This is a genomic window from Novosphingobium sp. TK71 (assembly GCF_055361505.1).
Genome location: NZ_CM143962.1, coordinates 2,815,005 through 2,841,948 on the forward strand (window position 1 = coordinate 2,815,005; position 26,944 = coordinate 2,841,948).

General features: G+C 65.1%; 21 protein-coding genes and 1 tRNA gene. 14 read left to right on the plus strand and 8 right to left on the minus strand.

What is annotated here, in order from left to right; genetic code table 11:
* The first annotated feature begins 5 nt into the window (after nucleotides 1-5).
* The 3 genes from ACXJ16_RS13250 (at nucleotide 6) to ACXJ16_RS13260 (ending at nucleotide 5,319) form a co-directional block, all read left to right on the plus strand.
* The gene (locus tag ACXJ16_RS13250; RefSeq protein WP_463920813.1) at nucleotides 6-3,449 is read left to right on the plus strand and encodes an efflux RND transporter permease subunit; all 3,444 of its coding nucleotides are present in this window, start codon (nucleotides 6-8) and stop codon (nucleotides 3,447-3,449) included.
* A 101-nt stretch (nucleotides 3,450-3,550) separates the two neighbouring features.
* Complete coding sequence (locus tag ACXJ16_RS13255) at nucleotides 3,551-4,771, plus strand: DUF445 domain-containing protein (RefSeq protein WP_324699097.1); 1,221 nt, start codon at nucleotides 3,551-3,553, stop codon at nucleotides 4,769-4,771.
* On the plus strand, nucleotides 4,768-5,319 hold the full coding sequence (locus ACXJ16_RS13260; RefSeq protein WP_231636291.1) for a GNAT family N-acetyltransferase: 552 nt from the start codon (nucleotides 4,768-4,770) through the stop codon (nucleotides 5,317-5,319). The genes ACXJ16_RS13255 and ACXJ16_RS13260 overlap by 4 nt, the downstream gene beginning before the upstream one ends.
* Before the next feature lie 24 nt (nucleotides 5,320-5,343).
* Here ACXJ16_RS13260 and ACXJ16_RS13265 read toward each other — a convergent pair whose 3' ends face one another.
* From ACXJ16_RS13265 to sucC, 4 genes are all read right to left on the minus strand, one after another.
* The gene (locus tag ACXJ16_RS13265) at nucleotides 5,344-6,033 is read right to left on the minus strand and encodes an energy transducer TonB (RefSeq protein ID WP_324697407.1); all 690 of its coding nucleotides are present in this window, start codon (nucleotides 6,031-6,033) and stop codon (nucleotides 5,344-5,346) included.
* 255 nt (nucleotides 6,034-6,288) lie between these two features.
* Nucleotides 6,289-7,218 carry an electron transfer flavoprotein subunit alpha/FixB family protein gene (locus ACXJ16_RS13270; RefSeq protein WP_132468640.1) on the minus strand — a complete coding sequence of 310 codons (930 nt, stop codon included), beginning with the start codon at nucleotides 7,216-7,218 and terminating at the stop codon, nucleotides 6,289-6,291.
* 28 nt (nucleotides 7,219-7,246) lie between these two features.
* Nucleotides 7,247-7,993: an electron transfer flavoprotein subunit beta/FixA family protein gene (locus ACXJ16_RS13275; protein ID WP_054442101.1), complete on the minus strand. Its 747-nt coding sequence runs from the start codon at nucleotides 7,991-7,993 to the stop codon at nucleotides 7,247-7,249.
* A gap of 311 nt (nucleotides 7,994-8,304) precedes the next feature.
* The gene (sucC, locus tag ACXJ16_RS13280; RefSeq protein WP_054442102.1) at nucleotides 8,305-9,504 is read right to left on the minus strand and encodes an ADP-forming succinate--CoA ligase subunit beta; all 1,200 of its coding nucleotides are present in this window, start codon (nucleotides 9,502-9,504) and stop codon (nucleotides 8,305-8,307) included.
* Between the two features lie 165 nt (nucleotides 9,505-9,669).
* On the opposite strand from sucC, the gene ACXJ16_RS13285 reads away from it, so the two are divergent.
* The 10 genes from ACXJ16_RS13285 to ACXJ16_RS13330 all read left to right on the plus strand — a co-directional run bounded on the left by ACXJ16_RS13285 (nucleotide 9,670) and on the right by ACXJ16_RS13330 (nucleotide 20,650).
* A complete protein-coding gene (locus ACXJ16_RS13285; RefSeq protein ID WP_463920814.1) occupies nucleotides 9,670-10,464 on the plus strand; it encodes a 3'(2'),5'-bisphosphate nucleotidase CysQ in 795 nt (264 codons plus the stop codon).
* A 274-nt stretch (nucleotides 10,465-10,738) separates the two neighbouring features.
* Complete coding sequence (locus ACXJ16_RS13290; protein ID WP_463920815.1) at nucleotides 10,739-12,238, plus strand: DEAD/DEAH box helicase; 1,500 nt, start codon at nucleotides 10,739-10,741, stop codon at nucleotides 12,236-12,238.
* A 121-nt stretch (nucleotides 12,239-12,359) separates the two neighbouring features.
* A complete protein-coding gene (locus tag ACXJ16_RS13295; protein WP_185998367.1) occupies nucleotides 12,360-13,094 on the plus strand; it encodes a sterol desaturase family protein in 735 nt (244 codons plus the stop codon).
* On the plus strand, nucleotides 13,061-13,510 hold the full coding sequence (locus ACXJ16_RS13300; protein ID WP_369818363.1) for a DUF2141 domain-containing protein: 450 nt from the start codon (nucleotides 13,061-13,063) through the stop codon (nucleotides 13,508-13,510). The genes ACXJ16_RS13295 and ACXJ16_RS13300 overlap by 34 nt, the downstream gene beginning before the upstream one ends.
* Before the next feature lie 81 nt (nucleotides 13,511-13,591).
* On the plus strand, nucleotides 13,592-14,881 hold the full coding sequence (locus ACXJ16_RS13305) for an MFS transporter (RefSeq protein ID WP_463920816.1): 1,290 nt from the start codon (nucleotides 13,592-13,594) through the stop codon (nucleotides 14,879-14,881).
* An 86-nt stretch (nucleotides 14,882-14,967) separates the two neighbouring features.
* Nucleotides 14,968-16,371 (plus strand): PAS domain-containing protein, encoded by a 1,404-nt coding sequence (locus ACXJ16_RS13310; protein WP_454796397.1) that lies wholly within the window; start codon nucleotides 14,968-14,970, stop codon nucleotides 16,369-16,371.
* A 109-nt stretch (nucleotides 16,372-16,480) separates the two neighbouring features.
* On the plus strand, nucleotides 16,481-17,842 hold the full coding sequence (locus ACXJ16_RS13315; RefSeq protein ID WP_185998370.1) for a M48 family metalloprotease: 1,362 nt from the start codon (nucleotides 16,481-16,483) through the stop codon (nucleotides 17,840-17,842).
* Between the two features lie 37 nt (nucleotides 17,843-17,879).
* Nucleotides 17,880-18,578, plus strand: a complete 699-nt coding sequence (locus ACXJ16_RS13320; RefSeq protein ID WP_054442108.1) for a DsbA family protein — start codon at nucleotides 17,880-17,882, stop codon at nucleotides 18,576-18,578.
* Between the two features lie 64 nt (nucleotides 18,579-18,642).
* The gene (locus ACXJ16_RS13325; protein WP_054442109.1) at nucleotides 18,643-19,806 is read left to right on the plus strand and encodes a sensor histidine kinase; all 1,164 of its coding nucleotides are present in this window, start codon (nucleotides 18,643-18,645) and stop codon (nucleotides 19,804-19,806) included.
* Nucleotides 19,807-19,852: 46 nt separating this feature from the next.
* Complete coding sequence (locus ACXJ16_RS13330; protein ID WP_054442110.1) at nucleotides 19,853-20,650, plus strand: LytR/AlgR family response regulator transcription factor; 798 nt, start codon at nucleotides 19,853-19,855, stop codon at nucleotides 20,648-20,650.
* Nucleotides 20,651-20,705: 55 nt separating this feature from the next.
* On the opposite strand, the gene ACXJ16_RS13335 is transcribed toward ACXJ16_RS13330, so the two are convergent.
* Nucleotides 20,706-21,206, minus strand: coding sequence for an MmcB family DNA repair protein (locus tag ACXJ16_RS13335; protein ID WP_054442111.1), 501 nt, complete (start codon nucleotides 21,204-21,206; stop codon nucleotides 20,706-20,708).
* A 158-nt stretch (nucleotides 21,207-21,364) separates the two neighbouring features.
* Between ACXJ16_RS13335 and ACXJ16_RS13340 the strand changes: the two genes are divergently transcribed.
* Nucleotides 21,365-21,441 (plus strand) — tRNA-Arg (locus tag ACXJ16_RS13340).
* A 17-nt stretch (nucleotides 21,442-21,458) separates the two neighbouring features.
* Here the strand turns inward: ACXJ16_RS13340 and ACXJ16_RS13345 are convergent.
* The 3 genes from ACXJ16_RS13345 to ACXJ16_RS13355 are packed head-to-tail and all read right to left on the minus strand — an operon-like array spanning nucleotide 21,459 to nucleotide 26,903.
* Nucleotides 21,459-24,716, minus strand: coding sequence for an error-prone DNA polymerase (locus ACXJ16_RS13345; RefSeq protein ID WP_463920817.1), 3,258 nt, complete (start codon nucleotides 24,714-24,716; stop codon nucleotides 21,459-21,461).
* Nucleotides 24,713-26,215 carry a Y-family DNA polymerase gene (locus tag ACXJ16_RS13350; protein WP_324697392.1) on the minus strand — a complete coding sequence of 501 codons (1,503 nt, stop codon included), beginning with the start codon at nucleotides 26,213-26,215 and terminating at the stop codon, nucleotides 24,713-24,715. Before ACXJ16_RS13350 ends, ACXJ16_RS13345 begins: the two co-directional genes overlap by 4 nt.
* Entirely contained in the window at nucleotides 26,133-26,903 is a 771-nt protein-coding gene (locus tag ACXJ16_RS13355) for an ImuA family protein (protein WP_324697390.1), read from the minus strand. The genes ACXJ16_RS13350 and ACXJ16_RS13355 overlap by 83 nt, the downstream gene beginning before the upstream one ends.
* Between the last annotated feature and the right edge of the window lie 41 nt (nucleotides 26,904-26,944).

Here is a 26,944-nt window from a genome sequence, read left to right on the forward strand (position 1 = left end):
GCGCGATGAGCCTACGCAACATCTCGGCCTGGTCGATCCGCAATCCGATCATTCCGATCGTCTTCTTCATCGGCGTGATGATCGCCGGCGTGGTCTCGTTCATGCGCATGGACGTGAACAACATGCCGGACGTGGAATTCCCGGGCGTTCACGTCATGATCTCGCAGCCGGGCGCCGCCCCGACCGAGATCGAGACGCAGATCACCCAGATCATCGAAGGCGCGGTCCGGTCCGTTCCCGGGATCGAGGAAATCCAGTCTACCGCCTCGGAAGGCACGTCGACCACGCTGGTGTTCTTCACGGTCGGCACCAATCCGGACGTCGCGACGAACCAGGTCAAGAACGCCGTCGATCAGGTGCGCGGGCAGCTGCCGGACGGCATTCTCGAACCGATGGTCACCAAGATCGAGGCCAACGGCGACAATCTGGCCTATTACGCGGTCAGTGCCGACGACATGACGATGGAGCAGCTCAGCTGGTTCGTCGACGATACTATCTCGAAGACCCTGCTCTCGATCGAAGGCCTCGCCTCGGTGGAGCGCAACGGCGGCGTGGACCGTGAAATCCGCGTCGTCGTCGACCCGCAGCGGATGATCGCGCTGGGCCTTACCGCGAACGACATCAACGGCGTGCTGCGGCAGGTCAACACCGACGCTGCCGGCGGCCAGGCGGAAATCGCCGGATCGCGCCAGTCGGTCCGCGTTCTGGGCAATGCGCAGGATGCGTATCAGCTTTCGCAGACCCGCATCAACCTGGGCGGCGGCAGGCAGGTCAAGCTTTCGGATATCGCCAAGGTCTACGACGGCTATTCCGAACAGACCCGCATCGCCAAGCTGCGCGGCCGCGAGGTCGTGACTTTCGGCTTCACGCGGGCTCTCGGGGCTTCGGACGTGGCCGTCTATGACGGCGCCGCCAAGGCGTTGGACAAGATCCGCAAGGAAAACCCCAACATCCACATCACGCGCCTGTTCTCCGACGTGGACTACACGAAGGGACAGTACACCAGCTCGATGGAAGCGCTGGTCGAGGGTGCGGTGCTGGCCATCGTCATCGTCTACCTGTTCCTGCGTGACTGGCGCGCGACGATGATCTCGGCGATCGCGATCCCGCTTTCGGCGATCCCGACGTTCTGGTTCATGGACATGCTCGGCTTCACGCTGAACTTCCTCTCGCTGCTGGCGCTCAGCCTCGTGGCGGGGGTCCTGGTCGATGACGCCATCGTCGAGATCGAGAATATCGTGCGCCACATGCGCATGGGCAAATCGGCCTATCAAGCCTCGATCGATGCGGCAGACGAAATCGGCCTCGCGGTCGTCGCCACCACGTTCTCGATCGTCGCGGTGTTCCTGCCGGTCGGGCTCATGCCGGGCATTCCGGGGCAATTCTTCAAGGCCTTCGGCCTGACGGTCGTTGCGGCGGTGCTGATGAGCCTTGCCGTGGCGCGCCTTATCACGCCGATGGTCGCGGCCTACTTCCTCAAGGCTCACGGCCATGCCGAACACGGCGGCGGCAAGGGCATGGACCTTTATCTCAAGGTTCTGGCCTGGACGCTGGATTCGCGTGAGGCGCTTCGTCTCAAGTCCCGGCTGGTCAAGGCGCCGTCGCGCTGGTGGTATTATCTCATCGCGATGGTGGCGATCCTGCTCATGCTGGGCGGGGGCATCGGTGCGGCCTACATGATCTTCCAGGGCGCGAACTTCGTGCTCGGCAAGATGGGGCTGGGCAAGGCGGCCTTCGTGCTGGCCTCGGTGATCGCACCTCTCGGCATTCCCGTGGCGATCTATGTGCTCGGCAAGGCGCTGCGGTGGCTGGCTCACTTCGCCGGACGCATGGGCACCTGGTACCGTTATTTCTCGGCGCGGATCAGCGCGCGGATGCACGACCACCGGTTCTACGCATTCTGTGCGGGCATATACGCGCTGGTCGTGACGTTCGCGTTGCTGGCGGGGCTGCCCTCGCAGTTCCAGCCCAACACCAACAACGACACCAGCACCGTCAACATCGAGATGGTGCCCGGCACCACCATCGAGCAGACCGTGGTGGTGGCCGACAAGGTCACGCACCTGCTCGAACGGCAGCCTGAAGTGCAGCACATCCTCGAGGCTTCGCGCGAGGGCAGGGGGTCGCTCTACATCGCGCTCAAGCCGGCCGACCAGCGCAAAGCCACGAGCATCGAGTTCGAACGCCGCATGGCGCCCGAACTGCAGAACATCGCTGATGCCCGCGTGACATTTGCCACGCAGTCGGGCGGATTCGGCAGTGGCCGCGATATTTCGGTGATGCTCTCGGGCAGCGATTCGGAACTGCTCAACAAAACGGCGCAGACCCTGGCTGAACAGATGCGTACGATTCCGGGCGTGATTGCACCCCGTATCGCCGCCGACCTGCAGCGACCGGAACTGGTGATCGTGCCGCGCCTCGACCTCGCGGCGCAGCTCGGCGTGACGACGGCGGCGCTCAGCCAGACCATCCGCATCGCCACGCTTGGCGAGATCGACCAGAACGCTGCCAAGTTCTCGCTGAGCGACCGGCAGGTCCCGATCCGGGTCATTCTCGCCCGCGCCTCGCGTCGGGACTATTCCACGATCGAGAATCTTCCCGTGACCACCGCAACCGGCGGCTCGGTGCCGCTCAAGCGCGTGGCCGAGATTCGCTTCGGTGCCGGTCCGACCCAGATCCAGCGCTACAACCAGTCGCGCCGCATCTTCGTCGGCGCCGACCTTGGCGAAGGGCAGGTAAAGGGTCCGATCATGGAGCAGATCCAGAACCTGCCGATCATGAAGAACCTGCCGACCGGCGTGTCGAACGCCCCCGTCGGCGAGGACAAGTGGCAGGCCGAGATGGTCAACAGCTTCGTGATCGCGGTGATCAGCGGTATCTTCCTGGTCTTCGCGGTGCTGGTGCTGCTCTACAAGCGCTTCGTCTCGCCGCTGGTGAACATGGCCTCGCTGCTGCTGGCACCGCTGGGCGGTCTCCTGGCGCTGGTGATCGTCGGCCAGCCGATCTCGATGCCGGTCTACATCGGCATCCTGATGCTGCTGGGCATCGTTGCCAAGAACTCCATCCTGCTGATCGACTTCGCGATCGAGGAAATGGAGAAGGGTGTCGACAAGCTCACGGCCATCATGGACGCCGGGCACAAGCGCGCCCAGCCGATCATCATGACCACCGTGGCCATGACGGCGGGCATGGTGCCGACCGCGATCTCGCTTTCGGGCGATGCGGCATGGCGCGCGCCAATGGGCATCACCGTGATCGGCGGCCTGCTGGTGTCCACCATGCTGACGCTGGTGATCGTGCCGGCTGCCTTCAGCCTGGCTGATGGCTTCGAAAAGCGGGTGGGTCCGTGGCTGCGCCGCAAGCTGCTCACGTTCGAGCCGCATCACGCCCATGAGGATGCCGCCAGCCAGGGTGGAATCGCACTTCCCCAGCCGATCGCGGCCGAATAGCAAGAGCAGGAGGAACATTGCCGGCCCCCAAGCGTAGCATCTCCGTGGCACGGCAAGACTTTTTCCGGCTCGGCCCGGTCGTGAACGACCGGGCCCGGCACATGCGCCTGTTCGCGACGGGGCTGCTGCTGTTCATGGCGGCGGCCTTTATCGTTCTCAAACGGCTGGCGGTGCTGCACCCGGAATGGAGCGGGCCGCTCGGATACGCGATCTCGTTTACCGAAGCGGCCATGGTCGGCGGTCTGGCAGACTGGTTCGCGGTGACCGCGCTGTTCCGCCATCCGCTGGGCCTGCCGATCCCGCACACCGCGATCATTCCCGACAACAAGGACCGTATCGCCGATTCGATGGCGATGTTCCTGAGGGACAATTTCCTCACGCCGCAAGTCGTCGCCCGGCGTCTGAAGGGCTTCAACCTTGCGGCCGCCACCGGGGCGTTCCTTTCCGATCCCGCGCGTGACGAGCAATCCCGCATTCGTGCCGGCGCGGCCAACCTGCTGGCCGACGTGCTCGAATCGCTGGATCCCGAGCAGATGGGCGGCATGGTCAAGACCGGCCTGCGCCGTCAGCTCGAGAAGATCGATGCGGCGCCCCTGCTCGGCCAGATGCTGACCAGTGCGATTGCCGACCGCAGGCACCTGCCGGTGCTCGAAAGCGTGCTGCGCAAGATCGGCGAGGCTATCGAGAGCAACGAGCCGCTGATCCGCGAGATGATCCATCAGCGCGCCAACAGCATCATGCGCTGGACCGGGCTGGACGAGCGGCTGGCAAACGGCGTGCTCGACGGCGCCTACCGGCTGCTGGCCGAAGTGATCGTCCAGCCCGACCATCCCCTACGCGCCAGGATCGACGAGGCGCTCGCCAACCTTGCAGAGGACTTGCGCAGCAAGCCCGAGACGCAGGCGAAGGTGGAGCGCATCAAGAACGAACTGATCGAAAACCCCGCAGTCGCCGCCTGGCTCGACGGCATGTGGGAACGCACCCGCGCGGCCTTGCTCAAGGCCGTGCGCAATCCCGACAAGGCGTTGTCCGGTGCGCTGGGGGAAAGCCTTGCGCAACTGGGTCAGGCACTGGGCGACGACGCGCGGTTGCAGTACATGGTCAATCGTTTCGCGCGCCGCACGCTCGTCGGGATCGTGTCGCGCTATGGGGGGGAAATCGTGAGGCTGGTATCCGAAACCGTCAAGCGCTGGGATGCGCGCACCGTGACGGACCGCATAGAGGGCGCCGTGGGCCGCGACCTTCAGTTCATCCGCATCAACGGCACGCTGGTCGGCGGCCTGTTCGGCGTATGCATCCACGTTGCGGACCAGTTGCTGTGAGCCTTGCCGTGCTGGATGGCCCGCTGCTCGTCACCGAGCGTTTCGAACTCTGGAAGCCGCAGGCAAGCGATCTCGACGATATGGTCCGCCTGCTGGCCGATGAGGAGACGCGGCGGTTCCTCGGCCTTACGCAAGCCGAGAAGAAGGGCGTTTTCGAGCGCCTCCAGCGCAACGGCGGGTCCTGGGCGCTGCACGGCTATGGGACCTTCCCGGTGCGCAGGCGTGGCGGGAATGGCGAGATCGTTGCCAACTGCGGTGTGTTCCATAGCTGGCGGGGCTTTGGAAAAGGCATGGACGATGTACCCGAGGCAGGCTGGATCGTCCGGTACGATCACTGGGGAATCGGCCTGGCAAAGGAGGTCATGCGCGCCGTACTGGATTGGTTCGACGTGACTCACGGACCACGCCGCATTGCCTGCATGATCGAGGAGGGCAATACAGCCTCCGAGCGGGTGGCCGGAGCACTGGGCTTCATTCCTTGCGGAAATCACGACCTCGGCGAAAACGGAGAGACGGTTATCGTTAATCTGTTCGAGCGGGTTTCCTGACCGGGCGGCACGCTTCCAGGATTTTCAGAACAGGGCCGCTCCGGCGAAGTAAGACGCGACCGGAGCGCCCTTGGCATCGTGAGCGGGGATGAAACGACCCCGCAGGACGAACTGGCGGCAGACCTGCTCGCCGAAGCTGTCGGGTCCGATCGCGCGTTGAATATGGCAATCCGTGACCTGGCCCTCGGCATCCACACCGAGACGGAACCGCAGGAAGCCGCCGATACCTTCAGGCACCGTGAATTCCGGATGGTCGCCCTTGCGCATCCAGGCCTTGAAACCGGGCGTGGGTTCGGGGTGGGAGCGTGTACGCTGTTCCCACGGCTTGAAGCCCCATTGGAGTTCGAGATTTTCCGTGCATTGCCGCATGACGCGCATCGCATCGTGGAACCCGCTGACTCCCAGCCTGTACGATATGCGCGAAGGTGCAGTGAAGGTCAGCGTGGAATTCGTGCTGTTTCCACCTTCGGAGATCCCCGGTTCCAGTTCGACTTCGGTGACGAGCAGCATGGATGCCTGATGGGCGCCCGACGCGCTCAGAACTGTAACGCGCCGCGGTTGCGCGCCATTGCCAAGATCGATCCAGCCCTCGGCTTCGGGAAGGTGCCAATCCATTCCCTCACCGGCCAGCGTGATCTGGAAAGGCTCGTCCGGAGCGAATCCCGAGAAGGTGATGACGAGAGAGCGGTTGTCGGCCCCGAAAACGGCGGCCATGTCGCAGGAATCGGCGTCGTAGCGGAAAGTCCATGGACTGCTCCGCGGGAGGTCGATTGCTTGAGCGGCCTGCGCTGGCGAAACCGGCGACAACAACGCGGCGGCAGCAAGCCAACTTGCCCGCCGTTTCGGTACCCATCTCATGCAGAATCCCCCGATGCCCGACCAGGGCGATATAGGGAAACTGTTGCACTTAAACGAAAACCCCGGCCATTATCTGGCCGGGGTTCCGTTGTTTCAGTCCTTCAGCGCCGCTCAGAGCTTGCCGGTAAGCTCCGGCACGGCGGTGAACAGGTCGGCCACCAAGCCGACATCCGCGACCTGGAAGATCGGGGCGTCCTCGTCCTTGTTGATGGCGATGATGGTCTTCGAATCCTTCATGCCCGCAAGGTGCTGGATCGCGCCCGAGATGCCGACCGCGATGTAGACTTCGGGAGCCACGATCTTGCCGGTCTGGCCTACCTGGTAGTCGTTGGGCACATAGCCCGCATCGACCGCCGCGCGCGAGGCGCCGACAGCTGCGCCGAGCTTGTCGGCGAGCGGCAGGATGACCTGTTCGAAGGTTTCCGAATCCTTGAGCGCGCGGCCGCCGGAGACGATCACCTTGGCGCTGGTCAGTTCCGGGCGTTCCGACTTGGCGAGTTCGGCACCCACGAAGCTGGAAAGACCGGCGTCACCGGCACCAGCCACGTCTTCGATGGCGGCCGAACCGCCTTCGGCGGCGGCCTTTTCAAACGCGGTGCCGCGCACGGTGATGACCAGCTTGGCGTCGCTCGATTCGACGGTGGCGATGGCGTTGCCAGCGTAGATCGGACGGGTGAAGGTCTTTTCGCCTTCGACCGAGAGGATGTCCGAAAGCTGCATCACGTCGAGCAGCGCGGCAACGCGCGGGGCGACGTTCTTGCCGGTGGTCGTGGCGGGCACCAGGAACGCATCGTGGTGGCCCATGAGTTCGACGATCAGCGGCGCGAGGTTTTCGGCCAGGGCGTGCTCATAGGCGGCGTTGTCGGCCAGGTGGACCTTGGCGACACCGGCGATCTTCGCGGCCTGTTCGGCAACGGCGCGGCAGCCGGAGCCGGCGACCAGCAGATGGACTTCACCGAGCTTGGCGGCAGCGGTGACGGTATGGAGCGTCGCGTCCTTGACCGACGCGTTGTCGTGTTCGACCCAAACGAGCGTCTTCATCGTTTCAAATCCTTCCCGGGCTGTGCCCTCAGGCGACGCCCAGTTCCTTGAGCTTCGCGACCAGCGCATCGACGTCGGCGACCTTCACGCCCGCCGAGCGGACGGGCGGCTCGGAGACCTTGAGGGTCTTGAGGCGCGGGGTGATGTCGACGCCGTAATCGGCGGCGGTCTTCACATCGAGCTGCTTCTTCTTTGCCTTCATGATGTTGGGCAGCGAAGCATAGCGCGGCTCGTTCAGGCGAAGGTCGGTGGTGACGATCGCGGGAAGCGCGAGCTTGACGGTTTCAAGGCCGCCATCGACTTCGCGGGTCACGGCAACGTGATCGCCCTCGATCTCGACCTTGCTGGCGAAGGTGCCCTGCGGGCGACCCAGCAGCGCGGCGAGCATCTGGCCGGTCTGGTTCGAATCGTCGTCGATCGCCTGCTTGCCGAGGATCACGAGGCCCGGATTCTCTTCGGCGACGATCGCCTTGAGGATCTTGGCGACGGCCAGCGGTTCCACTTCGGCATCGGTTTCGATCAGGATCGCGCGGTCGGCACCCATGGCGAGTGCGGTGCGCAGCGTGTCCTGTGCCTTGGCCGGGCCGACCGAGACAGCGACGATCTCTTCAGCCTTGCCCGCTTCCTTGAGGCGGATGGCTTCCTCGACCGCGATCTCGTCGAACGGGTTCATGCTCATCTTGACGTTGGCAAGGTCAACGCCGGTGCCGTCAGCTTTCACGCGCGGCTTCACGTTATAGTCGATCACCCGCTTTACGGGCACGAGGATCTTCATCTGATCGGGTCCTCTCATTTCAGGCACGGCACTGTTTAGCCGCTCGATTAAATCCACTCAAGGCACGCCTAATAGGCAATTGACGTATACGTCAAGTCCTGCCGGCGGCGAGATGAGCCCTTCGAGGGATCACAATGGGCGCCATATCGCAAATCCGCGAAAAGTGGCATCGCCCCGGCAGAAACGGCGGGCCCAGAATAACTTTGAGTTCGAAAAGGCAGGCTTGGACCCCGGCTTCAAACGCAAACGGCGGGGGCTCGTAAACCCCCGCCGCTGCATTATCCGATATGGGATCGCGTGTGATCCAAGGATCAGGCTGCGTTCTTGACCTCGGCCACGATCTTCTTGGCGGCATCGCCCAGGTCGTTGGCGGGGACGATCGGCAGGCCGGAATTGGCCAGGATGTCCTTGCCCTGCTGGACGTTGGTGCCTTCGAGGCGAACCACGAGCGGAACCGAGAGGTTCACTTCCTTCGCCGCGGCAACGATGCCCTCGGCGATGACGTCGCACTTCATGATGCCGCCGAAGATGTTGACGAGGATGCCCTTCACGTTCGGATCACGCAGGATGATCTTGAACGCCGCGGTCACCTTTTCCTTGTTGGCGCCGCCGCCAACGTCAAGGAAGTTGGCCGGGAACGAACCGTTGAGCTTGATGATGTCCATCGTCGCCATGGCGAGGCCGGCGCCGTTGACCATGCAGCCGATGTCGCCGTCGAGCTTGATGTAGGCCAGGTCGTACTTCGAGGCTTCGACTTCCGCCGGATCTTCCTCGGTCTCGTCGCGCAGGGCCTGCACGTCGGGGTGACGGTAGAGCGCGTTCGAATCGAAGCTCATCTTGGTGTCGAGAACGAGCAGGTTGCCGTCCTTGGTTTCGACGAGCGGGTTGATCTCAAGCATGTCGCAGTCGAGCGCGACGAAGGCTTCGTAAAGCTGCTTGGCGATCTTCTGCGCCTGCTTGTTGAGGTCGCCGGTCAGCTTCAGGGCGAAGGCAACGGCGCGGCCGTGGTGCGGCTGGAAGCCGGCGGCGGTGTCGATGGTGACGGTGGTGATCTTCTCGGGGGTGTTGTGGGCAACATCCTCGATGTCCATCCCGCCTTCGGTCGACACGATCATGGCGACGCGGCTGGTGGCGCGGTCGACGACCATCGACAGGTAGTATTCGCTGGCGATGTCTACGCCGTCGGTCACGTAGAGGCGGTTCACCTGCTTGCCGGCTTCACCGGTCTGCACGGTGACGAGCGTGTTGCCGAGCATTTCCTTGGCGAAAGCTTCGACTTCCTCGACCGACTTGGCAAGGCGCACGCCGCCCTTGGCATCGGCGCCGAGTTCCTTGAACTTGCCCTTGCCGCGTCCGCCGGCATGGATCTGGGCCTTCACGACATAGAGCGGTCCGGGGAGCTGCTTGGCAGCGGCAACCGCTTCCTCGACGGTGAGGGCGGCGATGCCGGCGGGAATGCCGACGCCGTACTTGGCAAGCAGTTCCTTCGCCTGGTATTCGTGAATGTTCATTGCTGAAATCGCTTTCTGCTGGAGTGTCAGAGGAAAGGCGCGGGAGGGCCCCGATTTTTACCGCGCCGCATAAGCACATCCCTGCGCGCTTGAAAAGTCCCGTTCCCTGCGCAATGGGATCACCTGACCCCTCCAGATCGTCCGGATAGCCAGAACGACTCGCGCATGATCGATCGCGACAGACTTGAAGCCATTGTCCGTGAAGCCGGACGTATCGCCATGGCCGGATGGCCGGGGGACGGCCATGTCCTTGAGCACTGGGAAAAAACGCCCGGAAGCCCCGTGAGCGCGGCGGATATCGAGGTCGATTCCTTTCTCAAGCGCGAACTTTCCAGCCTGCTGCCTTCGGCGGGCTGGCTTTCCGAGGAAACTGCCGATTCTCCCGCGCGGCAGGGGCACGAACTGGTCTGGCTGGTCGATCCGATCGACGGAACCCGCGATTTCATCGCCGGCAGGGATGGCTGGGCCATCTCGGTAGCGCTGGTGAACACCCGCCGCCCGTTGCTGGGCCTGCTGTATGCTCCGGCGCGTTGCCGCGATGCGGGCGGCGAATTCTGGTACGGCGAGGCGGGCAAGGGCAGCAGCCGCAACGGCGCGCCGCTGCGCGCCAGCCACCGCGATACACTGGCCGGTGCACGCGTTCCGGCGAAGAAGCTGGCGAGCGAGGATGCCGATCTCACGCTGGTGAGCCAGCCGAACTCGATCGCGCTGCGCATGGCGTTGATCGCGGCGAACGAGGCCGACCTGCTGGCGACCCTGCGCTGGGGTTACGAGTGGGACATCGCCGCTGCCGGATTGATCGCACGCGAGGCAGGCGCCGCCGTGACCGATGCTTTCGGCAAGCCTCTCAATTACAACAAGCACGACCCCCGCGCCTTTGGCGTTCTGGTCAGCTCGCCCGCGATTCACGAGGCCGCGGTGGAACGCCTGGCAGACCGCGCCCGCCGATTCTCGGCCTGAGCCGGCGGGGATTTCCGGCAACGTCTCTGCCGACTTACGCAATTATCTTGCGTTTTATCGAAGTGCACACTAAATGGCCCCCGACGACCGGCGCGTAGGGTACTTCCCTGCCGCAATCCGAGAGCAGCGTGACGTCCCGATGCGGACCGGCCCGGACGAGCGGTTGTCCTTTTGAACAAGCTTCCTTCTTCACGCAGGGTCGCCCGTAACGACACCTTGCTGTGTGCGCGGGCCAAGAACCTTCCGCGTGCCCCGCACCTTGTGAAAGTGACACATGTCCTATTTCTCCGAACTTGGTCTGGCCGAGCCGATTCTCCGTGCGCTCGCGGCCAAGGGCTACACTGATCCCTCGCCGATCCAGCGCCAGTCGATTCCCGCGCTGCTCGAGGGCCGTGACATTCTCGGCATCGCGCAGACCGGTACCGGCAAGACCGCCGCGTTCTCGCTGCCTTCGCTGCACCGCCTCGCCAGCGATCCCAAGCCGCGCCAGAACGCCGGCTGCCGCATGCTGGTGCTTTCGCCGACCCGCGAACTGGCGGCGCAGATCGCCGACAACATGCGCGGCTATGCCAAGTTCCTGAACCTTTCGGTCCAGTGCATCTTCGGCGGCGTGCCCGCCGGCAAGCAGGCCCGTGCGCTTGAGCGCGGCACCGACATCCTCGTTGCCACGCCCGGCCGCCTGCTCGACCTGATCGACAGCCGCGCGCTGACCCTGCGCCATGTCGAGATCTTCGTGCTCGACGAAGCCGACCAGATGATGGACCTCGGCTTCATCGTCCCGCTCAAGCGCGTTGCTGCGCTTCTGCCCAAGCAGCGCCAGAGCCTGTTCTTCTCGGCCACCATGCCGCAGGCGATTGCCGAACTGGGCAAGCAGTTCATCAACAACCCGGTCAAGGTCGAAGTCGCCCCGCAGTCGACCACGGCCGAGCGCGTCGAACAGTACGCCACCTTCATCAACCAGGCCGAGAAGCAGGCGCTGCTTACCCTCAGCCTGCGTGACGGCCTGGCCGAAGACGCCGCCGAAAAGGCGGAACATGGCGCGATCGACCGTGCGCTGGTCTTCACCCGCACCAAGCACGGCGCCGACCGCGTGGTCCGCCACCTTGTCGCCGCCGGCATCCCGGCTGCCGCGATCCATGGCAACAAGAGCCAGGCCCAGCGCACCGCAGCGCTCGGCGGCTTCCGCCAGGGTACGGTGCGCGTCCTCGTCGCCACCGACATCGCCGCACGCGGCATCGATGTCAGCGGCGTCAGCCACGTCTACAACTTCGAGATCCCGAACGTTGCCGAACAGTACGTCCACCGCATCGGCCGCACCGCGCGTGCCGGCGCCGATGGCGTTGCGATCAGCTACGTCGCGCCGGACGAGAAGCCCTATATCCGCGACATCGAGAAGCTGACCCGCGTCAAGCTGGCTGCCCTTGGCCTGCCCGAGGATTTCCAGAAGCAGGCGGCCCGCCTGCCCGCGCCGTCGCGCCAGGCTCCCGCCGCCCCGCAGGGTGCCGGTCGCGGTGGCAACCGCAACGAACGCGGCGGCGATCGCAACCGCAGCCAGCAGCCGCGCCGCGATCGCAGCGATCGTCCGCAGGGCGAGCGTACCGGCGAGCGCCGTGGCGACGACCGTCGCCGGGACGACCGTCCGCGCAGCGATGCCCCGCGCGGCGAACGCCGTGAACATGGCACCGAGGATCAGGGCGAGCGCAAGCGTCGTTTCCGTCCGCGCGGCGCAAAGACTGTCGGCATGCACAAGGGCGCCGTCCGCCGCGCGAGCTGATCGCCGGCCCGGATCGCACCGGATCGTAAGGGAAGGGATGCAGGGGCTCGGGCCTTTCTGCATCCTTTTCTTTTGGGGCTGCCCTAGCCACGGGCCGGGCGCGGGCGCATAAGCCCCGGCCATGCCATCGATTTCCGGTCCCGGCCTCTGGGCGCTCTGCGTTTCAGCCGTCACGATGACGGCGATCGTGGGATTGCGCTATCTCGGGACCTCGGGTCTCTTCGCATGGGTTACCGCGCGGGTGCGCCCGGGCCTCTATCGGGGCATGGACCGCCAGATCAGGGCCGAGATCGGCTGGTCTCTGGCCTCCTCGGCGATTTACGGCATTCCGGCAGGCGTGGTCGCCTGGGGCTGGCAGGCCCATGGCTGGACCCTGATCTACACCGATCCGCTGGCCCGCCCCTTGTGGTGGATGCCGCTTTCGCTGCTGCTCTATCTCTTCCTTCACGACACCTGGTTCTACTGGACCCATCGCTGGATGCACCGGCCGAAGGTGTTCCGGGCGATGCATGCCGTCCATCACGCCAGCAAGCCGCCCACCGCCTGGGCAGCGATGAGCTTTCACCCGCTGGAGGCCGTGACCGGCGCCGTGGTGGTTCCCGCGCTCGTGTTCGTCGTGCCGATCCACGTCGGCATGCTCGCGCTGGTGCTGACGATCATGACGGTGATGGGAATCGCCAATCACATGGGTTGGGAGATGTTCCCCCGCGCCCTCGTCTATTCGCGCATCGGCCACTGGCTGATAACGGCGAGCCATCATCACCGCCATCACGAGCTATACCGATGCAATTACGGCCTCTATTTTCGCTTCTGGGATCATCTGTGCGGAACCGACCGGGGCGTTTCGGCGCCCTGATCCTGCTGCTTTGCGCGCCGCTGGCCGGCGGGGCCGCAGCACCGGGAGTGGATGTGAGCGTGGCGGTCACCGCGCTGCGCTCGCAGAAGGGGCAGGTACTGGCCTGTCTCACCACCAATCCCAAGGCTTTCCCCAATTGCGAGAAGGATCCCGCCGCGCGCAAGCTTACCGTTGCCGTGACGGGGCCGGTCACGCTGGATTTCGGCAGGGTTCCCGAGGGGCGCTATGCCATCTCGCTGATTCATGACGAGAACGGCAATGGCAAGCTCGACACCGCGCTGATGATGCCGCGCGAGGGATTCGGGTTTTCCCGGGATGCGCCGGTGCGGATGGGGCCGCCCAGCTTCGAGAAGGCCGCGTTCGACGTGGGCGGGGCCGACGTCCGCCTCGCGATCAGGATGCGCTATCTCCTGTAGTCTGCATGGATAATTTGCGGCAGCCACAGCGCAGTATTTAAAGCGCTTGCCGCTCCCGATCCTGCCGCTTACCCCGGAGCGGTGAGCAGGGAAGAGGACATCGTCGAGGAGGTGGTTGAAACGGCCACCGCGGACCTGGTTCCGCCGCCCGTACACGGCACGTTCTCGCCGTTCCGGTATCCGGTGTTCCGCGCGATCTGGATCGCCAACCTGTTCTCCAACCTCGGTTCCACCCTGCAAGGCGTGGGCGCGGCCTGGCTGATGACGGAACTGACCCCTTCGCACCAGCTCGTGGCGCTGGTGCAGGCCTCCGCCACGGTGCCGATCATGCTGTTCGGCGTCTTTGCCGGGGCCATCGCCGACAACTTCGATCGCCGCATCGTCATGCTGGCAGCGCAGATCGGCATGCTGGTGGTTTCGGCGGCACTGGCCATCATGGCCTATGCGGGCTGGCTGACCCCGTTCCTGCTGCTTGCCTTCACGCTCAGCGTGGGAACGGGAACCGCGCTCAATTCACCGGCCTGGCAGGCTTCGGTGCGCCAGCAGGTGGATCATGACAAGCTGCCGCAGGCGATCGCGCTGAATTCGATATCGTTCAACATCGCGCGCTCGATCGGCCCTGCGGTGGGCGGCCTGCTGATCTCCCTGTGGAACGTGTCTTTCGCCTTTGCGATCAATGCGGTCAGCTATGTCGGCCTGATCTGCGTGCTGCTCTGGTGGAAGCCGGAAGCCCGCCAGATAAACCGCCGCCCGATCCTGCCCGCAGTGGCCACCGGCCTGCGATTCTGTTTCGGCAACCGGCCGCTACGCCGCCTGCTCATTCGCGGCTTTGCGCTGGGCTTCAGCCTTGCCGCCTACCAGGGGCTGCTGCCCGCCGTCATCAACGATTCGATGCACGGCACCGAGATCGACTTCGGGATCATGCTCGGCCTGTTCGGCATAGGCTCGATCGTAACCGCGCCGTTCATCGGCAAGATTCGCCGGATGCTGGGATTGGAGGGAATTCTGGCCCTCGGATCGGCGATGTTCGTCTTCTCGTTCTCGCTCGTCGCGGTCGCGCATGAACTGATCTACGCGCTCCCGGCCGCTTTCGTGGCGGGCATGGCATGGGTGCTGATCCTGACCACGCTCAACACGGCGGTCCAGCTGCGTTCTCCCGACGATATCCTCGGCCGCTGCCTGTCGATCTACCAGGCGGTGACGTTCGGCGGCATGGCGCTCGGCGCATGGACCTGGGGCGCGCTGGCGGACTGGCGCGACCTTGCCTTCGCGCTGTACGCCGCCTCGATCTTCCTCATCGTTTCTTTCGTGGTGCTGCGCTTCCTGGCCCCGCTGCCCCGGCTCGGCGAAGGTGTCCTGCGTCCGGCCTGATCGCGTAGGGCAACGCGGCCGGGCCTAAACCTTTAATTCACCATGTTGCGCGACAAGCGATGCCGTTGAATGTGCGGGGGCTTTCGATGGATACGTTGCGCGGCCAGTTTTCCGATCCGGACGGGGCGACGACGGGATTCTCCGGCGACGACGACGACGCGCGCGACCGGATCGTTGCGCCGGTCGGCCAGGACGAGCGCCGCATGCAGGTGCGGGCCTACAATTTCTGGGCCAGCCTGCTCGAGGACCGACCGTTCCCCGATATCGCCCAGCTTCATCCCGAAACGCTTCCCGATTTCGGCCCCAACAGCGTCCTGCTCGATTTCTCGGCGGGGATCGAGAATCCGGCGGTGGCCTGGCTCGGCGCCGAACTCGCCGGGGAATGCGGCGCCCTGGGCGCGATTCACCGGCTGGACGACGTGCCGAGTCGGTCGCTGCTGTCGCGCATTACCGATCACTACATGCAGATCCTCGCGAATCAGGCGCCGATCGGGTTCGAGGCCGAATTCGTCAACCAGCGCGGGGCGACGATCCTCTATCGCGGCATCCTGCTGCCCTTTTCGCGCGGGCATGACGCCATCGACTGCATCTACGGCGTCATCAACTGGAAGCAGCTCGCCGACCAGTCGAGCACGGACATGCTGATGCGCGCGGTGGACGAGACGCTGGGCGAACCCGGTGCCGAACTCGGGCCGCTCGACCTGCCGCCGCGCCGGGAAGCGTTGCTGGGGGAATGGGCCGACGGGCCGGTGGAGCAGGTGCTGTCGCTGACGGACCGGCTGCCTCAGGTGGCGTTCGGCGGGGAAGGAATTCTGGAATCGCCGATCACGCTCGGCAGCGGTGTGCTCGATCTGGACCGGTTCGATGCCGATGTGCTCGAACTCACGGCGGATATGGAACTGGCGGACTGGCTGGCTTCCGCGCGCGAACTGGCGCGGGCTGCCATGGGCAGCGAGGATCGTTCGCGGCAGGCGCTTTATGCGGCGCTGGGCAGGGCCTACGATTTTGCGCTGGCCGCTGCCGATGCACCGCAGGACCTTGCCGCGCTTGTCGAGGATGCCGGTCTCAAGGTGCAGGACCGCGCGCCGCTGGTTCCGCTGGTCAAGCTCGTCTTCGGGACGGACTACGACAAGACCCGCCTGACCGAATTTGCCGCCGTGATCGCCCACGGCATGCGGCTCGGCCTCGAATGCGGCAGGCTTGCTGCGCATATCGCCGGGACGGAAGGCGGCATCAAGGCGCTGGTGCGCGACGAGCGCCGCCTTCGCCGCGCGGAGGGGGAGAAGGAGTCTCCGAGCCTTTCCCGGCATGAGCGGCTTGTTCGCGGCCTTCGCGGGCTTTCGCCGCGCGCGGAGGAGGAAATCGGCCGGTCCAGCGAATTCACCGTATTGGTCGCGCGCCGGGACGAGCATGGCGAACTGCGCTTCCTTGGCGAAGTGAGCGATGACGAGGCCCTTCTTCGCCGGGCCGCCCGCCACCTGCTCGGTTGAACGGCGCGCGATCGCGCCTTGCAACGGCGAGGCGCGCCGCTAGGCTGCGGCCAAGCGCGAGACGCGCCGCTTCAGCACCGGTTCAGGCCGCAAAGCCCCAAGAGAGAGCATGCCCTTCGCGCGAATTGCCGCACTCGTCCTGAGTTCCCTGGCGCTGCTCGGCTGGTCCGCCGCGCCGGCAAGCGCACAGTCGATCCTGCGCGACGCGGAAACAGAAGCCCTGCTCAAGGACATGTCGCGACCGCTCATCACCGCGGCGGGGCTCGACCCCGGCCATGTCGATATCGTCCTCGTCAACGATTCCTCGGTGAACGCCTTCGTGGCGGGCGGGCAGGCGGTCTACGTCAACAGCGGGCTCATCAACCAGGCCGATACCGCCGCCGAAGTGCAGGGCGTGATCGCGCACGAACTGGGCCATGTCACCGGCGGCCACGCCGTGCTGAACCAGGGCGCGCAGCCGGCCACCAATATCTCGATTCTCTCGCTCCTGCTGGGCGCGGCGGCCGCGGCCGTGGGCGGCGGCGAAGCGGCGATGGGCGTCATCATGGCGGGCCAGCAGGCGGCCATGGGCAAGTACCTCGCCTATAGCCGCTCGCAGGAAGCCTCGGCGGATGCGGCGGGCGCGCAGTACCTGTCCACGGCGGGCATCAGCGGGCGCGGTTCGGTGGAATTCTTCAAGAAGCTCCAGAACCTCGAGTTCCGCTACGGCTACCGGGCGCAGGACGGTGACGAGTTCTACTCCACGCATCCCCTCACCGGCGACCGCATCCAGACCTTGCAGGACGTCTACGAGAAGGACCCGGCCTGGTCCAAGCCGGACGATGCCAAGCTGCAACAGCGCTTCGTGCGGATGAAGGCCAAGCTGTTCGGCTATCTGGCCGAGCCGCGCGACGTGCTGCGCGTCTATCCCGAGACGGACAATTCGGTGCCCGCGCATTACGCCCGCGCCTATGCCTATCACCGCCAGTCGCAGCTCGATCGCGCCCGCGCCGAAACCGATGCCTTGCTGATGGTCGATCCCGACGATCCCTATTTCCTGGAACTGAAGGGGCAGGTGCTGCTCGAATCGGGCCAGGCGGCGGAGGCGCTGGTGCCGCTGCGCAAGGCGACCGAACTGACCGGCTACCAGCCGCTGATCGCCACGCTGTTCGGCCACGCCCTCATCGCCACCGAAGACCCGGCCCATTTCGCCGAGGCGCAGTCGGTGCTGAAGAACGCGGTGGCGCGCGACCGGGAGAACCCGTTCACATGGTACCAGCTCGGCACCATCTATGCCGCCAACGGCGATATGCCGCGCGCCCGGCTCGCCAGCGCCGAACAGCAATCGCTGACGGGCCAGATGGATGCCGCGCTGATGAATGCGCAGGCGGCCGAAACCGGCCTGCCCACAGGCTCGCCGGACTGGCTGCGCGCGCAGGATATCGAGATGCAGGCGCGCGCCGAACTGGAACGTTCCAGGAAGCGCCGCTAGGGCGGCTGGACACATTACGGGATTCTGGAAAAGACAAATGGGTAGTGGCACGAAATTCGCAGTGATCGCAGGATGCGTCGCTCTGGTCGGCGTGGGCGGTTGGTTCGGCGGCCGCCCGGCGATCGAGAAGATCGTTCACGACTATATCCTCGAACATCCCGAAATCCTGCCGCAGGCGATGGAGAACCTGCAGCGCAAGCAGGCCAGCCAGCAGCTTGCCGGCGTGCGCCAAAACGTGGAGACGCCGTTCCCCGGCGCGGTGCTGGGCAATCCGCAAGGCAAGGTTACGCTGGTGGAATTCACGGACTATGCCTGCGGTTACTGCCGCCGCAGCCTGCCCGACGTGGCCCAGCTCCTGAAGAAGAACCCGGACCTGCGCATCGTCGTGCGCGAACTGCCGATCATCGGGCCGGAAAGTCCGGCCGCCGCGAAGATGGCGCTGGCCGCCGCCGAGCAGGGCAAGTATTCGCAGTTCCACGATGCCATGTTCGCCATGGGGCAGGTCGATGCGCAGAGCATCGAGGCCGCCGCCCGGCAGGCCGGACTCGACCTGGAACGCGCCCGCAAGGTCGCGGCCGGCCCGGCGGTGGAGCAGGAGCTTTCGCGCAACCTCGAAATCGCCAGCCGGCTGGGCTTCAGCGGCACGCCGAGCTGGGTCGCGGGTGAGCGGCTGATTTCCGGCGCGGTCGGCGTGGACCAGCTATCGGATGCGGTGTCCGAAGCACGTGGCGGTTGAGGAAGGAGTCTTTCCGCATTTTCGGCAGTTTCCGCCCGGCACCGATTTCGGCTAGGAAGCGTGCATGAGCGTGCTGCCGATCCAACCGATCCCCTTCTTCGCCAACAAGGACAAGGCCTTCTGGCGTCTCCAGTTCGTCGGGTGGGGTGGCGCCATGCTGCTCCGCACGATGTCCACGATCGCCAATTCCCAGCCTTTGACCTCGCTGGTGCTGGTGCTGATCGCGACGATCACCGGCTTCTCGATCTCGCTGGTGCTGTCGGTGGTCTATCGCACGCTGATAACGCGGCGCGCGCTGGTGACCTGGGGGCTGACCGCGCTGATCCTGCCGTTCGCGGTGGGCCTGCACGCCTTCATCGATGCCTGGGTGATCTCGCTCTACCGAACGGACAGCGATGCGAGCTTCACCCAGTTGTTCCTCGGGGTGTTCTACCTCGACGCGACGCTGCTGGGGGCATGGTCGGCGCTTTACTACGCGATCAATTTCTACCTTCAGGTGGAAGAGCAGAACGACCAGATGATCCGGCTGGAGAACCAGGCAACGCAGGCCCAGCTTGCGATGCTGCGTTACCAGCTCAATCCGCACTTCCTGTTCAACACGCTGAACTCGATTTCCACGCTGGTCCTGCTCAAGCAGACCGAGCCGGCCAATGCCATGCTCAGCCGCCTTTCGTCGTTCCTGCGCTATACCCTGGTGAACAAGCCCTCGGCACGTGTTACCGTGGCAACCGAGGTGGAGACGCTTGAACTCTACCTCGACATCGAACTCATGCGATTCGAGGAACGGCTGCGCACCACCTTCCATATCGATCCGGAAACCGAAACCTGCCTGCTGCCTTCGCTGCTGCTTCAGCCGTTGGTGGAAAATTCGATCAAATATGCCGTGACTCCGCAGGAATCCGGGGCTGAGATTACCATCACCACGCAACTCGTCGGGCCGATGCTTCGCATCACCGTCTCGGACACCGGGCCGGGCTTGCAAAGTCCGACGACGGACAACAGGTTGTCGGGCATGACTTACGATGGAGGGGAGCCGGTCTCCACCGGCGTTGGCCTGGCGAATATTCGCGACCGCCTTTCGCAAGCCTATGGTGAACACCACCGTTTCGAGACGATCGAACCGATCGAGGGCGGCTTCGCGGTGCTCATCGAACTTCCCGCCGAGCGCCAACCCACCCCGGAAGACATGATCGAGCAGCCGCGGCAGCCTGTTTTCGCCGCGCGATGAAACATATTTGGCCCACGTGCGTTAGCCGGGCCGGAGAAAGTAACTGATGACCATTCGCACGATCCTCGTCGACGACGAGAAACTCGCCATCCAGGGCCTTCAGCTTCGTCTGGAGAAGTATCCTGATGTCGAGATCATCGACACCTGCTCGAACGGCCGCGAGGCCATCCGCAAGATCAAGACCGAAAAGCCCGACCTCGTCTTCCTCGACATCCAGATGCCCGGTTTCGACGGGTTCTCGGTGGTGAAGGGGGTCATGGAGATCGAACCGCCGCTGTTCGTCTTCGTCACCGCCTATCAGGAACATGCCGTCCGCGCCTTCGAGGCGAACGCGGTGAACTACCTGATGAAGCCGGTGGACGAGACCAAGCTCGACGATACCCTCGCCCGCGTGCGCCAGCGCCTTGCCGAGAAGCGTTCGTCGGACGAGGCGGAAAAGCTCAAGACGGTGCTGGCCGAAGTGGCGCCCGATGCGATCGATCACATCCCCGAGGAAGCCGATCCCAACGCGGACCGCTACGAGAAGCTCATCAACATCAAGGATCGCGGCCAGATCTTCCGCATCGATGTCGATTCGATCGAGCATATCGAAGCGGCCGGCGATTACATGTGCATCCGCACTGCCGACAATTCGCTGATCCTGCGCGAAACGATGAAGGATCTCGAACGCCGCCTGGACCCGCGCGTGTTCCAGCGCGTTCACCGCTCGACCATCGTCAACCTCAACCAGGTTCGCCAGGTCAAGCCGCACACCAACGGCGAATGCTTCCTCGTGCTCGATTCGGGCGCGCAGGTGAAAGTCAGCCGTTCCTACCGCGACGTCATCGCGCGCTTCGTTCACTGAGCCGGTAGCGCCGCTTTCGAATTCGGGAAATGCGGGGCCGTGAGGCCCTGCATTTTCACGCCGTCTCGTTCCCCCATTTGAGCGTCTGCGGATCACCGAGCGTGACGAGTCGCCGGAGCGATGCGCGCGCGAGCCTCTCCGTCTCCACCTTGCGACGGGCGGCGGCAAGCTGGCGCAGCGGGGCAGGGCGCAGGATTTCCGCGTCATAACCGTCGGCCACGATCACGCCGCATTGCTCCGGCAGAAAAGCCTCGGTTTCCAGCGGCGCACGGTCGATCGAGGGCGGCAGGCCCCAGTAGAAACGGTCGCAATAGTCGAGATAGTCGGTCCACTTCCCGTCGCCGAGCAGGTCGGCGCGGGATACCTTTATCTCGACGATGATGACATGGCCCTTGGCGTCGATCCCCATGAGATCCGCCCGGCGCCCGCAGCGCAGCGGCATTTCCGACAGGCACCAGATATCGTTGCGGGCGAAAAGTCGCCCGATTCCGCGTGCGACGTCGTTGGCAACGAACGAAGTCAGCGGCGGTGCGAGGGGGGAATCAGCGTCGGCCATGCCTTCATCATAAGAACATAGAGGGAACTTTCAAGCGATCCCTGCGGGTATGCGCGGGGCGGAGGGATATCCGTCCCCATGTTTTCCCAAGCCCATGACGATATGGATTGATTTGGCGCTGGTAGTCCTCCGCAGGCTCTGCTAGTCGCCCCAGCACTGCACCCGTAGCTCAGCTGGATAGAGCGCTGCCCTCCGAAGGCAGAGGCCACAGGTTCGAATCCTGTCGGGTGCACCATTTCCTCCATCGACGGTTCAGTGAAAGTCGCGTGATCGCGGCAGGATTCGCACATTGCGCGGATGCTGCGGGCGCACCACCTCATCGGCGCGCGAGAGTGGCGGGTCGGTTTCGTGAACTTCCGACAGCCGGGCCAGTTCCGCGGAGCGATCGTGGATGCGCTGGGCCATGAGGTGGACGACGCCTTCGGGGCTGACCTGGACGATACCCTCCACTACCATGAGCCGCGCGGCCATGACTTCGCGGCGATAGGTTTCGAACAGCCGGGCCCAGATCACCACGTTGGCGATCCCTTCTTCATCCTCCAGCGTGACGAAGATCGCATTGCCCTCTCCAGGACGCTGACGAACCAGCACGACTCCGGCGACTTTGACGTGCTTGCCCTTCTTCTGTGCCAGTTCAGTGCATCTCAGTACGCCTTCTGCCGCGAAGAACGGGCGCAGGAAGCTCATCGGATGGGCCTTCAGCGAGAGGCGCGTCGTCTGGTAGTCGGCCGCGACCTGTTCGGAAAGCGGCATGGCGGGCAGGGCCGCAGGCGGCTCCTCACCCAGTTCGCGGGCGCGGGCGGCGGCGAAAAGCGGCAACTCTCCGGTAGGTGTGCGGCGCGCTTCCCACAGGCCTTCACGCCGGTCCAGACCGATCGATCGCAAGGCATCGGCATCGGCCAGAAGGTTGAGCGCACGCTGGGGCAGGCCGGCACGCCGGGCGAGGTCTTCGAGGTTGGTGTAAGGGCGGTGCGCCTTGATACCGTCGGCCCAATCCTCGCGAAATCCGCTGATCTGGCGCAGGCCCAGCCGCAGCGCGAGTTTGCCTTTCGCATTCCGCTCCAGCGTGCAATCCCATTCGCTGTGGTTCGCATCGACGGGGCGGACTTCCACGCCGTGCTCATGTGCGCAGCGCACGATCTGGGCCGGGGCGTAGAAGCCCATGGGCTGCGAATTGAGCAAGGCTGCGGCGAAAACGGCCGGGTAGTGGTGTTTGATATAGGCCGAGACCCACACCAGCCGCGCGAAGGCGAGGGCATGGCTTTCCGGGAAGCCATAACTGCCGAAACCCTCGATCTGCCTGAAGCAGCGCTCGGCGAAGTCCTGCTGGTATCCGCGTGCGATCATCCCGCCGACCATTTTGCCGCGCAGGGAGTCGATGGTGCCGAGATTGCGGAAAGTCGCCATGGCGCGGCGGAGCTGGTTGGCTTCGGCATCGGAGAAGTTCGCGGCGGTGATGGCCAGCCTCATCGCCTGTTCCTGGAACAGGGGAACGCCCAGTGTCTTGCCTAGCACCTCGTGGAGTTCCCTGGGGTCATGCGGCGGGGCGGGAGAAGGAAATTCCACCTTCTCGATCCCTTGCCTGCGGCGCAGATAGGGATGGACCATGTCCCCCTGAATCGGGCCGGGCCGAACGATGGCGACCTGAATGACCAGATCGTAGAAATTCTCCGGTTTCAGCCGGGGCAACATGTTCATCTGGGCGCGGCTCTCGACCTGGAAGACGCCGATGCTGTCGCCGCGCTGGAGCATCTCGTAGACGGCGCGGACATGGGGTGGGTTGTTCCTCTGGTCTTCCTCGTCACCCGGCACCGAGTTCAGCTGATACTGGCGGCCGATGTGAGTCTCGATCATCGCGAAAGCCTTGCCGATGCAGGTCAGCATGCCGAGCGCCAGGATATCGACCTTCATCAGGCCGAGCGTGTCGATGTCGTCCTTGTCCCATTCTATGAAGGTGCGGTCTTCCATGGCGGCGTTGTGGATCGGCACGGTCTCGTCGAGCCGGTCCTGAGTCAGGACGAAGCCGCCGACATGCTGGGAAAGGTGGCGGGGGAACTCCAGAATCGCTTCGGTGAAGCGATTGACCCTCGCGATCGTCGGGTTGTCGGGGTCGAGTCCGGCTTCGAGGCAGCGGTTCCGATCGTATTTGGCGGCGTAGCTGCCCCAAACGGTGCTGGCGAGACGGGCGGTTACGTCCTCGCTCAGGCCCAGCGCCTTGCCGGTGTCGCGGGCGGCGCTGCGCGAGCGGTAGTGGATCACCGTGGCGGCGATCCCGGCGCGGTCCCGGCCGTAGCGCTTGTAGATGTACTGCATCACCTCTTCACGTCGCTCGTGCTCGAAATCGACGTCGATATCCGGCGGTTCCTTGCGCTCGGTGGAGATGAAGCGGGAGAACAGGAGGCTGTGTTTCACGGGATCGACGGCTGTGACCCCGAGGATGAAGCAGACAGCGGAATTGGCCGCCGAGCCGCGCCCCTGGCAGAGGATGCCCTGCCCTTGCGCCCATTGGACGATATCGTGGACGGTGAGGAAGTAGGCGGCGTACTGCTGCTTCCCGATGATCTCCAGTTCCCCGGCGAGCAGCCCGGTCAGCTTGTCGGGAATGCCTTGCGGATAGAGGTCGCTTGCCCGGCTCCAGACAAGTTCGGTCAGCCAGCCTTGCGCGGTATAGCCATAGGGCACCGGCTCGTGCGGATATTGGTAACGCAAGTCGTCGAGCTTGAACGCGATGCCGTTCATGAAGTCCTGGGTGGCGGCGATCGCTTCGGGGGCGGCGGCGAAGAGGCGTGCCATTTCGGCAGCGGGTTTCAGGTGCCGTTCGGCATTGGCGGCGAGGCGGCGGCCGGCGGCCTGCACCGTGGTTTTCTCGCGGATCGCGGTCATGACGTCGTGGAGGGGGCGGTTCTCTGGCTTGTCGTATTGCGCGTCGTTGATGGCGATCAGCGGCACGCCGGTCATGGCGGCCTGTTCGCGCAGGGCCATTAAGCGGCGGGCGTCGCGGCCCTGCCGCAGCATCGTCGCACCCAGCCACACCTTGCCGGGGGCTGCATCCGAAAGTCGGCGCAGGAGATCGTCTGAGGCGGGCGTGGCGACGATCAGTTGCATGTCCTCCAGAAAGGCGAGCAGGTCGTCGAGGTGCAGTACGCAGTTGCCCTTGGTCGTGCGCAAGTTGCCGGTGGTGAGCAGGCGAGTCAGGCGGCCCCAGCCGTAGCGGGTGGTCGGATAAGCCAGGATTTCGGGCGTGTCGTCGGCAAAGACCAGCCTTGCGCCGACCATGAGGCGGAAATCGGGCAGGGTCTCGCCCTCCGCCTCGGCCTTTTCCGCGAACTTGCGCAGCGCGGCGAGGGCGCGGGCTACGCCGGACACGGTATTACGATCGGCGATGCCGATACCGGGGTGGCCGAGGGCCATGGCCCAGAGCGCCATCTCGCCCGGCGTGCTGGCGCCGCGCAGGAACGAATAGGCCGTCGTCGTGGCGAATTCGACATAAGGCGGCGTGTCCGCACTCATGCGAAGACGCCGTGCAGATACCAGCGGGGATCGGTCTTCTCGCTGCCATAAAGGCCGTGGCGGAACAGCCAGAAGCGGCGGCCGTCCTCGTCCTCTATCCGATAGTAGTCGCGGGTGGGGCCTGTGGCCTCGACCGTCTTCCACCAGGGATAGGCGAGGCGCTCCGGTCCTTCCTGCCGTACGACCCGATGTTGCCGGCCCTGCCAGCCGAACCGGCGCGGGGGGCCGTCGGGCACTTCCGCCAGGACGGTGACAGGCTGGGGCGGGTCGAACAGGAACAGCGGGCGCAGGGGCGGTTCGCCCACTTCCGGCTGGGGCCAGGATTGTGGGGCCGAGGCGGCGGGCACGAGGCGGTCTGCATATTCCGGCAAATGTTCATCGCGCGGGGCGAAGCGGTGAAGGCATTCGGCCCCGAAGCGTACCTGCAAGCGGTCCAGCAAGGGGGCGAGGTCCGGCTTGCCGGAGGTCTCTTCATCCAGCCGAACCTGTCCCTCCGATACGTCTTCATGCAGCGGAACGGAAAGGCGCAGCAGGTCGTAGCCGAATCCCGGATCGAGCGGATCGGCCAGCGATTCGATGCGTTCGCGAAACAGCCGCACGACATCGGCAGGTTCGCGCAGGGGCAAGCCGCTGTCTACCGCCAGCCGGGCGATATGACCGTCGGTGCGAAACAGGGAGACTTCGTAGCGGCGCCCCCCGCGTCCGCGCGCGACGAGCAGATCCCGCGCCTGTCCGGCCAGCCATTCGATCACGCCGAGCAGGGGTTTGACCGTTGCCATCGGTTCGGCGAAACGCTGCTCCACCCAGATCGGGGGCAGGGTGCGGTGCGGGGTGATGCGCCGATCCTGCTCCTCCAGCAGGCGGGCGAGCGCGATCGACATGGCCTTGCCGAACCGGGCGGCGAGAGGCGCGCGGGGGCGGTCCGCGAGTTGTCCGACAGTGCGCAGCCCCGCCCGTCGCAGGGCGAGGTGGGCGTCTTCTCCCAGGGCGAGCGCGCTCACCGGCAGTTCGCGCAAGCTGCTCTTGCCGAAGCGGGCGAGCGCGAGCGCCGCATCCGGGGTTGCGGCTGAGGCGGCCAGTGCGCGCAGACCCAGCCGGGAGAGGCGGGTTACGAGATCGTTCCGCACGCCGGTTTCGTCCATTTCCAGACTGTCGAAGCAGCCGGTGAGGTCTAGCACCATTGCGTCCTCGCCATCGGGGGCGACCATCGGCGTGTAACGCTCGCAGGCCTCGACCACGCGCAGCAGCAGGGCATTGTCCGCTTCGGGGCGATGCTCCAGCGCGACAAGGTCGGGTTCCTGCGCGCGGGCGTCGGCCAGCATCATCCCCGCCGAAAGGCCGAGCGAAAGCGCGGCGGGGGACAGTGCCATGATGCGCTGCGCCCCGCGTTGCTTCGCGATGAGGGCGAAAGCCGCGTCAGGCGGCGCTGCGCCTTCCCGCATCGCCCGTTCGGACGGCAGGAAGGGCAGATAGATCGCCAGATAGCGGCGGGCGGCCAAGTATCGGCGCTCGGCCAGGTATCGGTGCTCGGAAGGTGCCTCGCTCACGATCCCATTCCAGTTGCAGGTTGAGTCCCTCTCGCCCGCCGCGCCGGCGCAGCAGGGTAATGTCGAACACCGGACCTCCCGGTGCATCGGCGGGCAGGGGCACCGAGGGCGCGCTGGCCACTTGCCAGCGGGTATGGGCGGCGCTGGGCGTCGGTTCGGCGCCGCTGCGCACGATCATCACCATGGTGCCGCTCTGTTCCGCCGCCAGCGCGAGACGGCGGGAAGCGGTAAGATCGAAGGTTGGCGCGCGCCCGTCCATCTCCATCACCACCGCTGCCGCGCCGCCGTGCCGCACGCAGTCCACACCCGCGCGCAGCAGGCTCTGGATATCGGGCAGGCGCATCAGCACTATCGCGGCGGGATCGATGCCGAGTTCGGCAAGGCCGGGCGCATAAGGGCGCTGCCGGGATTGCTTGCCCTTTGCCAGACGCAGCCAGATCAGCGGTCCGCTTGGCCTGCATCTCTGGACCGTGCCCTGAACCACGCAAAGCAGGGCCAGGGCGAGTGCGGCGCTGCCGTCCTGAGCGCCGGCGGCGTAGAATTCGTGAACGCCGTCCTGCTGCAAAGGCGCCTCGGGCCAGCCCTCAAGAGAGGGCTGCACGAGGCTCGCGGCACGTTTGAGGCGACTCGAATCGAACATATGTTCATATTATGTTCTATTTCTGTCCTGCGCAATCGAAG

Excerpts from the sequence above, each read along its gene's own strand:
- ACXJ16_RS13310 (WP_454796397.1), top strand. The coding sequence starts at position 14,968 with ATGGATACGTTGCGCGGCCAGTTTTCCGATCCGGACGGGGCGACGACG.
- ACXJ16_RS13335 (WP_054442111.1), bottom strand. The coding sequence starts at position 21,206 with ATGGCCGACGCTGATTCCCCCCTCGCACCGCCGCTGACTTCGTTCGTT.
- ACXJ16_RS13255 (WP_324699097.1), top strand. The coding sequence starts at position 3,551 with ATGCGCCTGTTCGCGACGGGGCTGCTGCTGTTCATGGCGGCGGCCTTT.
- ACXJ16_RS13355 (WP_324697390.1), bottom strand. The coding sequence starts at position 26,903 with ATGTTCGATTCGAGTCGCCTCAAACGTGCCGCGAGCCTCGTGCAGCCC.
- ACXJ16_RS13290 (WP_463920815.1), top strand. The coding sequence starts at position 10,739 with ATGTCCTATTTCTCCGAACTTGGTCTGGCCGAGCCGATTCTCCGTGCG.
- ACXJ16_RS13345 (WP_463920817.1), bottom strand. The coding sequence starts at position 24,716 with ATGAGTGCGGACACGCCGCCTTATGTCGAATTCGCCACGACGACGGCC.
- ACXJ16_RS13270 (WP_132468640.1), bottom strand. The coding sequence starts at position 7,218 with ATGAAGACGCTCGTTTGGGTCGAACACGACAACGCGTCGGTCAAGGAC.
- ACXJ16_RS13275 (WP_054442101.1), bottom strand. The coding sequence starts at position 7,993 with ATGAAGATCCTCGTGCCCGTAAAGCGGGTGATCGACTATAACGTGAAG.
- sucC (WP_054442102.1), bottom strand. The coding sequence starts at position 9,504 with ATGAACATTCACGAATACCAGGCGAAGGAACTGCTTGCCAAGTACGGC.
- ACXJ16_RS13320 (WP_054442108.1), top strand. The coding sequence starts at position 17,880 with ATGGGTAGTGGCACGAAATTCGCAGTGATCGCAGGATGCGTCGCTCTG.
- ACXJ16_RS13330 (WP_054442110.1), top strand. The coding sequence starts at position 19,853 with ATGACCATTCGCACGATCCTCGTCGACGACGAGAAACTCGCCATCCAG.
- ACXJ16_RS13250 (WP_463920813.1), top strand. The coding sequence starts at position 6 with ATGAGCCTACGCAACATCTCGGCCTGGTCGATCCGCAATCCGATCATT.
- ACXJ16_RS13325 (WP_054442109.1), top strand. The coding sequence starts at position 18,643 with ATGAGCGTGCTGCCGATCCAACCGATCCCCTTCTTCGCCAACAAGGAC.
- ACXJ16_RS13265 (WP_324697407.1), bottom strand. The coding sequence starts at position 6,033 with ATGGCCGCCGTTTTCGGGGCCGACAACCGCTCTCTCGTCATCACCTTC.
- ACXJ16_RS13315 (WP_185998370.1), top strand. The coding sequence starts at position 16,481 with ATGCCCTTCGCGCGAATTGCCGCACTCGTCCTGAGTTCCCTGGCGCTG.
- ACXJ16_RS13295 (WP_185998367.1), top strand. The coding sequence starts at position 12,360 with ATGCCATCGATTTCCGGTCCCGGCCTCTGGGCGCTCTGCGTTTCAGCC.
- ACXJ16_RS13285 (WP_463920814.1), top strand. The coding sequence starts at position 9,670 with ATGATCGATCGCGACAGACTTGAAGCCATTGTCCGTGAAGCCGGACGT.